Origin of the sequence: Pusillimonas sp. (assembly GCF_029263785.1) — a bacterium.
GTDB lineage: Bacteria > Pseudomonadota > Gammaproteobacteria > Burkholderiales > Burkholderiaceae_B > Pusillimonas.
On the sequence record NZ_JAJUFE010000026.1, the window covers coordinates 19,402 to 28,230 of the forward strand.

The following is an 8,829-nucleotide window of genomic DNA, read 5'->3' on the forward strand; positions in this document are numbered from 1 at the left end:
TAACGCAAACACCCCGAATCCGTCGATGCAGATCCGGGGTGCGTGTACGGTCGTCGTGTAAAGCCTGGTCAGCCGGGCTTTACACAATAGCAATCAAAGGCAATGCAATTTATTTGCTTGAATCAGCGTAGCGCTTGGCGCTCTCAAGAATCTCCTTGCGTGCGGCTTCAGGGCCGTCCCAACCTTTGACCTTGACCCACTTGCCTTTCTCAAGATCTTTGTAGTGCTCGAAGAAGTGCTGGATGCGGGCCAGGGATTCTTCGGGCAGATCTTGGGGCGATTTAATATTGCGGTACGGGGGGTACAGCTTGTCAACCGGCAAGGCCAGCAATTTAGCGTCGCCACCCGCTTCGTCATCCATATGCAATACACCAATGGCGCGACAACGAACTACGGCGCCAACCTGAATCGGAAACGGCGTAATCACCAAGACGTCGGCCGGGTCACCGTCATCCGAAATGGTCTCGGGGATATAGCCGTAGTTGGCGGGGTAATGCATGGCAGCCAGCATGAAGCGATCTACAAATACCGCTCCCGACTCTTTATCCACCTCGTACTTGACGGGGTCGGAGTTCATGGGAATTTCGATAATGACGTTGAATTCGTCGGGCAACTTGGCGCCGGCGGGGACGCGGTCTAAGCTCATGCTTGCACTACCTCGGTTAGAAAATAAAAGAAGGAAATATCAATCGTGGCGCTTGAAGGAGTCGTCTGTCTTGACAGGCTCTTCGCCCTGACCATGCGGTCGGTCGGACGTCTGACTCAGGTCTACGCCGGGTATGGGCGCACTATCGAAGTATTCGTCCAGGTCAGAATCTGCAGACGACATCGACGCGGCGTCGGGTGCAGAAGGCGGGGCATCTACCGGCGCAGTTTGATTGCTGTCGTCGAAATAGTCTGCCGCGCTAGCTGCCACTGGCGAATAAGGCTCTGGATCGACTGTGGCAGCAATGGGAATATCATCTACATCGATAAGCGTCGGGTCTGCGCGGGTATCAGCGGCGGGCAACACCGTGCTGACATGAAGTACCGGCAGCACACCGGCCACGCCAGAAGCAAGACGCCAGTGCTTCATCGCATCGGCCTCGCGTCCAAGGCGGTCATACAAATTACCCAACAGGGCATGAATCCGTACATCGCTGCGCACCTTCATGCTGCGCAGCAAATAGCGTTCGCCCGGCCCCCACAACTGCCCCGTCAGGCACAGGTTGCCCAGCGCCGCCAACAGGTCTGAGTTCTGAGGCTCTTGCCGGAGCCACACCTCGCCTTTGGCAAGACGGCGCGCCACCTGCTCGGGAGGACACTGCGAATACGCGTTAAGCAGCCGCGGATCGAGCCGGGTGTTCAGGGCAGCTTCAAGCACTTTGCCGGCCGCCTCGAAATCGCCCTGCTGCTCATGAAACGCGGCCGCCGCCAACGCCACTTCGGGTAAGGTTTTTTCGTCAGACTTGAGGCCGCCCCACATTGACTTGAATTCTTCGGGAGGAACAGACCGCAGGCGTACAGCGGCCGAGGTCTCGATCAGAGGAAGTGCTTCAGACGGATCGATGACTCCGCGGCGCGACAGCGCTCGCGCAAGCTCGAATACACGTTCATGCTTATTCAACTGACTATAAGCACGCAACAGCAAACGCGCGGCGTGAGAGTGACGGGGATTGCTTTCGTGCACGGGTTCCAGCAGGGCCAGGGCCTCGTTGGGCCGATTCTGATCCAGCAGCATCTCGGCGGTGGCCGTAGCGTGCGCCTCTTTGAGCCGGCGATCATCGCCTGCCGCCTGGCTTGCCACACGCAGCGCTTCGTCTCGTCGAGCGTACTCGCCCAGGTGGTGCGAGGCCCTTGCCAATGCCAGACCTGCCAGCACGCGGGTATTCGGCGATTTGCTGCGACCCAGCAGCTTGGACAGCTTTTGCTCGGCTTCTGGATAACGACCTTCCAGTACGCTGATCCATCCCGATTCCAGAAGCTCGTGTTCCTTTTTTCGGCCACGCAGTCCACGCCAGGAGCGGAAGCGCTCCGGCCCGGAAGCCAACCACCCGATCACACGCAATGCAACATGAAGCACCACGAAACCGGCAATCAGCAATAACACGGCAAAGGTCAGCGACAGCTCGATTCGCCATGGCTGGGCAATGATCAATACGTTGCCACTGTGTTCACGCAACACCAAAGCCAGGGCAACCGCCAATATCAGCAATATGGCCATCCACAACCATGTTCTCATTGCTTACACCCCCAACGGAATGAAGCGGCTGCGAACAGCAGCGCTGGTCGACTCACCGCTTGTCGCAGGTGTCTCGGCATCATCGGGCTCGGCAACGCTTGGCGTACTGCTGGAACTTGGGGTGTCGGTTTCGGACTCGCTTTCGCTGGGTGCTTCGGGCTCGCCGCCATTTTTGGTGCCGACGCCTGCATCGCTTTCCTGGTTTTCCGGCGCACCGGAAGCGGGTTCGGAAGGTGTGCTGCCGGATTGTTCTGCCGCTTGATCGGCATCGGCCGCTGCACCATCGCCATTAGTGCCTGAATGTGAAGACCGCGCATGTTCCTCGCGCAGGGTCTGGATAGCGCTCTGGCTATTGGAAACGGCGGGCAAATCGACCCGGATCGAGGTGTCAGCCAGCTGCAGGGCCAGACGCAAGGCACGATGTCCTTCTACAGAGTTGATATCGTACCGGGACTGCAGCAGCTGAACGATGGCACGTGTTTCTGTGGCCCATACATCCGGTTGCTTCATCAGCAAGGCGACTTGGGCTGTCATGAGTCTCAGGCGCAGCTTATCGCGCAGGCTGCCTGCCTGCTCGGGCGACATGAGCAATGCCGCGGCATCATCAACACGCCGAATGCTGATGAAGCTTGCGAGATCCTGCCTGATGTCGAACCATGTCTGACGCGACCAATTGGCGACCGAAGACAGGCTTTGCTTCCACCACGGGGAAGCCGGGTCTACCGGTTCGCGGGCGGGTGGCTGAGTGCTGTTTTCAGATTTGGGAGCGACCGCCACGGCTGGCGAGGCGTCATCGGGAATCAGCATGGGTGCCGATTCGATCAAACGACCCAGCTCGTCGATTCGGCTGGACAGGCGATTGATATCAACGGTAGAGACGGCCCGCAGTCGTTCGAGATCGCCATTTATTGCCTGCTGCAGCGAAGCCAGATTTGGACGGTTCGCGCGAGCCAGTTGTGCTTGGGCGGTTTCCAGAGCGATGATGGCATTGCTGACGTTACCCCCCAGCAACAACTGCTGATGCGCAATGGAAACCAGATGGTCGATATCGTTGACAAGTGCGATGTCCGTACCGCTGTCGGTGAGCATCTGAAGGGCCTGCTCCAGGCTTTGCAGATGTTGTTGCGCGTCGTCGAGCTCAGCGCGCATTTGTTCAATGGTTTGCTCTTGTCGACGAGTCAGGCTCAGGGCCTGCGCCGCCTGGGCTGATGCAGCCTGCGCGTCGCGCGCGCTTTGCTGCGCCTGGGACAGCAACGCACCAGCCTGGTCATGCATGGTGCGATGCTGGTACCAAACTGCGCCGGCCAGCACTGCTGCAACAAGCAATAGCACCACAATCGCGATGAACGGCCATACACGGCGAGGCGACTTTGTGTCGCCGCCGACGGCCTGCGTCGCCTTTTTCTGATTGGTCTTGTCGGGCCCCGTGGCGCCGCTGGACGTAGTGTCGGGTTTGGTGTCTGTCATGGCGAAATTGTAATCCTTAGCACCCTTTCAGCGTAAAGCAAGCGACATAACCGTACTTGCGATCTGGTCGTCGGCCGGCGCGCATATGGTAACCGCCAGCTCGCCTACCTTACCAGAAGAAGAAAGGGCATCGAGCGACGATTGTAAACGCCCTGCAACCCGGGGATGTATTACCACGTAATGGAAAGCCGTGCACTGGGGCCAAAGGCCATGTCGCTGGACGTTATCACTATACGCCTGTACGCCGTGGGCGCTGGTCAGCAAGCAGATTATTGGCCGTCCGGAACTCACGGCGTCGTGTATTTGCTTGGCAGCCGCTGCGGGCCATATAGAGGTACGTCGCTCGTAGGAAGCGTGACGGACAACCTGCAGACCGGCCTCTTCGAGTCGACTGCCCAACCACTCACGACCGTCCTGGCCTCGCACAATCAGTACCCTGCTCATCTCATCAGTATGAGTCTGCAAATGTCGCCAAAGCGACTCTGAATCCTGAGACTCATCGTCGAGCGGCACGATGAGTCGATCGGCGGAAACCAGCCCGGCGTCGAGTACCGCTCGGGCAGTGGCTGCGCCTACCGCTGCCACACGGGTTTCAGGAGGCCATGCACGGCTGCGTTGATTGCCCCGCCGGCGCCACTGCTGCAGGTAGCAGTTGAGGGCGTTCCCCGATACAAACACCACCAGGTCGAAATCAGCCGGAGATGGAACAGAGGCGGCGTCGACGAGCCGCGGCGCAATATCCAGCACCGGCACCGCAAGCGCCTCTACGCCTTCCTTGGTCAGTCGCCGCAGAAGAGATTCATTACGGCTCTGAGGACGGGTTAACAGGACCAGAGCATTTGCCGATTGGCCCGCCATGACCGTCAGTTCGCAGAAGGTGTTGCGCCCGGCGATCCGGCGACAGGATGGTCGGGCAACAAAGTAGCGAGAATGTCACGTGCGCCTTGCTCTAGCAGCTGAGCAGCCACCTGCCGGCCCAAGGCCTCGGCCTGATCCGGCGCACCGGATGCTTCGGCACGTATAAGCACGGAACCATCAGGCTGGGCCACCAGGCCACGCAGATGCAAAACGTTTTCGTGCTGCTGAGCGTACGCAGCCAAAGGCACCTGGCACGACCCGCCCAATTCGGCCGATACCGTTCGCTCGGCCAGCGCACACCAAGTAGACTCGCGGCATTCCAGTGGTGCCAGCCACTCGCGCAAGTCAGTACGGTCGGCCATGACTTCGATGCCCAATGCACCTTGCCCGGCCGAGGGCAGACTTTGTTCGGGTGCGAGGTACGAGCGAATGCGCGACGAAAGTCCCAGTCGCTGCAAACCGGCCGCCGCCAGAATAATCGCCGCGTATTCGCCCCGATCAAGCTTTCCCAGGCGCGTATCGAGGTTGCCGCGCAAAGGGCGTACCTCGAGATGGGGATAAAGGGCACGGATTTGTGCCTCGCGACGCAGGCTGGAGGTTCCGACCACGGCGCCGGGTGGAAGCTCAGACAAATTATCTACCTGATTGGACACCAATGCGTCGCGCGGATCTTCTCGCTTCATGACAGCGGTTAACGCAAACGGCAACTTCAGGTCGACCGGCACATCTTTGAGGGAATGCACTGCCAGATCGGCCCGACCATCGAGCAGAGCCGTTTCAAGCTCTTTGACAAACAACCCCTTGCCGCCGACCTTGGACAGGGTGCGGTCAAGTATCTGATCGCCGCGTGTAGTCATTTCGAGCAGGCTGACATCGCACTGCGGGTAGAGCTCGAGCAGGCGGCTTTTTACATGCTCGGCCTGCCACAAGGCCAGACGGCTGGCCCGCGTGGCAATAACCAGACGGGCCGGACTTGGCTTGCGATCAGGCATAGTAATTCACGACCAGGTAAGCGATTATTCCGATGATGGCCAGGATAAACAGCCCTTTTAGCAGGGACATGCCCCCGTCTACGTCTTTCTTGTCGCCGGACGACGGCTTAAACAGACCCATGTGTATCTACCTTTTTGGCAATCTTTCGTGCGGCCAGCCATTTACCGATCAGGATGACCAGGGCGGCTCCGACCACTTCTGCCGCTATTTTAGCCGTGACAGTCGGCGCACCGACTTGATCGATGACAAACACGTCGGTAAGGATCATGCCACCGGCAATCCAGCCCAATAGGCCGGCACCAAACAAAACGACAATCGGAAAGCGGTCAATAAGTTTCAGGACCAGGGTGCTGCCCCAGATAATGATGGGCACACTCAGCAGCAGGCCAAATATCACATATCCCATTTGATGATCTGCCTGAGCGTTCATGGCTGCCCCCGCGATGGCGATGACGTTGTCCAGGCTCATGACAAAGTCGGCAACCAGTATCGTCTTTACAGCAGTCCAGACGGACGAACCTGCGGTAATGTTTTCATGATGCCCTTCTTCCGGCATCAACAGCTTGATGCCAATCCATAACAACAGAAGACCGCCCACGACCTTGAGAAAAGGAATGCTCAGTAACTGCAGGGCAAAGAAAATCAACACCACGCGCATGATGATGGCGCCCGCTGTACCCCAAAGAATGCCTCGCATCCTTTGTCGGGGATCAAGCTTTCGGCAGGCCAGCGCAATGACAACTGCGTTGTCGCCACCCAGCAAAATGTCGATCATCACTATCTGGAACAAGGCGCCCCAGTGCAGGGTGCTAAAGAATTCTGTCATCAGGTCTCCTGACCGTGTGTTATGAGCTGCGACCGCATCATCGTAGCGCAAACGAGAAGGCCGACACTGTGCCGCCACGCCTGTGCTCAAGGTGCAAAAGGCCCGCCGAAGCGGGCCTTTTGTGATGCTCTACTGCATGAATGGGCTTACAGTACCGATTTGAGCAGCTTGCCCATTTCGGATGGATCGCGAGTGGTACGGATACCGCAAGCTTCCATGACTTCGAGCTTGGCATCGGCTGTGTCCGCGCCGCCGGCGATCAAGGCACCTGCGTGACCCATACGCTTTCCAGGAGGCGCCGTAACACCAGCGATAAATCCGACAACAGGCTTCTTCATGTTGTCCTTCGCCCACTGGGCAGCGTTGACCTCGTCCGGACCACCGATTTCGCCGATCATGACGACGGCGTCGGTATCGGGGTCTTCGTTGAACATCTTCAGGATGTCGACGTGCTTGAGGCCGTTGATGGGATCGCCACCGATACCAACGGCGGTCGACTGACCCAGGCCCAGCTCGGTCAATTGGGCAACAGCTTCGTACGTGAGGGTGCCCGAACGGCTGACGACACCGATGCGACCCTTGCGCGAGATGTGACCGGGCATGATGCCGATCTTGAGCTCGTCGGGAGTAATAAGGCCTGGGCAGTTAGGGCCAAGCAAAAGCGTCTTCTTGTTCTCGGCACGCATGCGGTTGCGCACTTCGAGCATGTCGCGAACGGGAATTCCCTCGGTAATGCAGATGACCAGGTCCAGGTCAGCGTCGACGGCTTCCCAGATAGCAGCTGCTGCACCCGCCGGCGGCACATAAATGACAGAAACCGTAGCGCCGGTTTCGGCCTTGGCTTCCTTGACGCTGCCGAAGATGGGCACGCCCTCGAAATCCTGGCCTGCCTTCTTGGGATGCACGCCTGCGACAAAGGCTTCTTTGCCATTGGCGTATTCACGGCAGTAATGAGTGTGGAACTGGCCGGTTTTGCCGGTGATTCCCTGGGTGATGACTTTGGTGTCTTTGTTGATCAAGATCGACATTTACAAATCCTCGGCAAATTCTTATTTGGCGGCAGCTACGACTTTCTGCGCAGCTTCGGCCATGGTGTCGGCGCTGATGATGGGCAGGCCGGAATCGGCCAGCAGCTTCTTGCCCAGCTCTTCGTTGGTACCCTTCATGCGCACCACCAGTGGAACGCTGAGGTTGACGGCCTTGCACGCAGCAATGACGCCCTCGGCGATGATGTCGCAGCGCATGATGCCACCGAAGATGTTGACCAGAATGGCCTTGACGCCTTCGTTCTTGAGCATGATCTTGAACGCTTCTGTAACCTTTTCGGCCGTTGCACCACCACCGACGTCGAGGAAGTTGGCAGGCTCGCCACCGAACAGCTTGATGGTGTCCATGGTAGCCATGGCCAGGCCGGCGCCGTTTACCAGGCAGCCGATGTTGCCGTCGAGCTGAATATACGCCAGGTCAAACTTGCTGGCTTCGACCTCGGCGGGATCTTCTTCGTCCAGGTCGCGATATTCAACGATTTCGGGGTGACGGAACAGTGCGTTGGAATCGAAGTTGAATTTGGCGTCCAGAGCAATGATGTTGCCATTGCTGTCGCGGTTCAAGGGGTTGATCTCGACCAGCGATGCGTCGGTTTCCATATAGCACTGATAAAGCTTCTGGAACACGTCGGCGGCCTGCTCGATTGAGTTCTCGGGCATTTCAATCGCCTTGGCGATTTTTATCGCCTGCTCTTTGCTCATGCCGGTCAACGGATCGATGTACTCGGTAATGATCTTCTCGGGTGTGGACTCAGCCACTTCCTCGATGTCCATGCCGCCTTCGCTGGAGGCAATGAAGGCAACTTTTTGCGTCGCGCGATCGGTAACTACGGAAACGTAGTATTCCTTCTGGATGTCGGCGCCTTCTTCGATGTACAGGCGGCGAACCTTCTGTCCTTCAGGACCAGTCTGGTGCGTCACGAGCTGCATCCCCAGGATCTCGGAAGCGAGCTTGCGAACTTCGTCCAGTGAACGAGCCAGCTTGACGCCACCGCCCTTGCCGCGGCCGCCCGCGTGGATCTGGGCCTTGACGACCCAAACCGGTCCACCCAGTTTTTCGGCCGCTGCTACAGCTTCATCTACGGAAAACGCGGGAATTCCGCGAGGCACTGTCACGCCAAATTTCTTCAGCAGTTCCTTGCCTTGATACTCGTGAATTTTCATTGGTTACCTGTCAGAACGTAATAATGAGAAGAAAGCCTGCAATCAAACCTGTCGGCTACCGATGGCGCGCCTGCGCATCAGCTGCGCCCCCTGTCTTGGCCCGGAGGCACATGCCACTTGGCATAATGCTTTGCAGCCACCGGACCATCCACACGCAAAGCGTGACACCCATCCAGCTCGAAAGGTTTCTTGTCAGGCAAGGTGCCGCTAAGAATCCGCTCTTCGCGCCTGCGACCCGCCATGCACTGCACGGC

Annotated in this window: 9 protein-coding genes; all 9 read right to left on the bottom strand. The window is 58.3% G+C overall.

What is annotated here, in order from left to right; translation table 11 throughout:
- Positions 1-109: 109 nt before the first annotated feature.
- Complete coding sequence (gene ppa, locus Q1J88_RS08130) at positions 110-646, bottom strand: inorganic diphosphatase (protein ID WP_301117120.1); 537 nt, start codon at positions 644-646, stop codon at positions 110-112.
- A gap of 39 nt (positions 647-685) precedes the next feature.
- A complete protein-coding gene (locus tag Q1J88_RS08135; RefSeq protein ID WP_301117121.1) occupies positions 686-2,221 on the bottom strand; it encodes a heme biosynthesis HemY N-terminal domain-containing protein in 1,536 nt (511 codons plus the stop codon).
- Between the two features lie 3 nt (positions 2,222-2,224).
- Positions 2,225-3,688: a uroporphyrinogen-III C-methyltransferase gene (locus Q1J88_RS08140; RefSeq protein WP_301117122.1), complete on the bottom strand. Its 1,464-nt coding sequence runs from the start codon at positions 3,686-3,688 to the stop codon at positions 2,225-2,227.
- 27 nt (positions 3,689-3,715) lie between these two features.
- Complete coding sequence (locus Q1J88_RS08145; RefSeq protein ID WP_301117123.1) at positions 3,716-4,546, bottom strand: uroporphyrinogen-III synthase; 831 nt, start codon at positions 4,544-4,546, stop codon at positions 3,716-3,718.
- Between the two features lie 5 nt (positions 4,547-4,551).
- Positions 4,552-5,538 carry a hydroxymethylbilane synthase gene (hemC, locus tag Q1J88_RS08150; RefSeq protein ID WP_301117124.1) on the bottom strand — a complete coding sequence of 329 codons (987 nt, stop codon included), beginning with the start codon at positions 5,536-5,538 and terminating at the stop codon, positions 4,552-4,554.
- Positions 5,531-5,659, bottom strand: a complete 129-nt coding sequence (locus Q1J88_RS08155) for a hypothetical protein (protein WP_301117125.1) — start codon at positions 5,657-5,659, stop codon at positions 5,531-5,533. Before Q1J88_RS08155 ends, hemC begins: the two co-directional genes overlap by 8 nt.
- Entirely contained in the window at positions 5,646-6,365 is a 720-nt protein-coding gene (locus Q1J88_RS08160; RefSeq protein ID WP_301117126.1) for a TerC family protein, read from the bottom strand. Before Q1J88_RS08160 ends, Q1J88_RS08155 begins: the two co-directional genes overlap by 14 nt.
- 146 nt (positions 6,366-6,511) lie before the next feature.
- Positions 6,512-7,393: a succinate--CoA ligase subunit alpha gene (gene sucD / locus Q1J88_RS08165; RefSeq protein ID WP_301117127.1), complete on the bottom strand. Its 882-nt coding sequence runs from the start codon at positions 7,391-7,393 to the stop codon at positions 6,512-6,514.
- Positions 7,394-7,414: 21 nt separating this feature from the next.
- Positions 7,415-8,575, bottom strand: coding sequence for an ADP-forming succinate--CoA ligase subunit beta (gene sucC / locus Q1J88_RS08170; RefSeq protein WP_301117128.1), 1,161 nt, complete (start codon positions 8,573-8,575; stop codon positions 7,415-7,417).
- Positions 8,576-8,829 lie beyond the last annotated feature (254 nt).

Coding starts and splice junctions, on each gene's coding strand:
- hemC (WP_301117124.1), bottom strand. CDS start 5,538: ATGCCTGATCGCAAGCCAAGTCCGGCCCGTCTGGTTATTGCCACGCGG.
- sucC (WP_301117128.1), bottom strand. CDS start 8,575: ATGAAAATTCACGAGTATCAAGGCAAGGAACTGCTGAAGAAATTTGGC.
- Q1J88_RS08140 (WP_301117122.1), bottom strand. CDS start 3,688: ATGACAGACACCAAACCCGACACTACGTCCAGCGGCGCCACGGGGCCC.
- sucD (WP_301117127.1), bottom strand. CDS start 7,393: ATGTCGATCTTGATCAACAAAGACACCAAAGTCATCACCCAGGGAATC.
- Q1J88_RS08135 (WP_301117121.1), bottom strand. CDS start 2,221: ATGAGAACATGGTTGTGGATGGCCATATTGCTGATATTGGCGGTTGCC.
- Q1J88_RS08145 (WP_301117123.1), bottom strand. CDS start 4,546: ATGGCGGGCCAATCGGCAAATGCTCTGGTCCTGTTAACCCGTCCTCAG.
- ppa (WP_301117120.1), bottom strand. CDS start 646: ATGAGCTTAGACCGCGTCCCCGCCGGCGCCAAGTTGCCCGACGAATTC.
- Q1J88_RS08155 (WP_301117125.1), bottom strand. CDS start 5,659: ATGGGTCTGTTTAAGCCGTCGTCCGGCGACAAGAAAGACGTAGACGGG.
- Q1J88_RS08160 (WP_301117126.1), bottom strand. CDS start 6,365: ATGACAGAATTCTTTAGCACCCTGCACTGGGGCGCCTTGTTCCAGATA.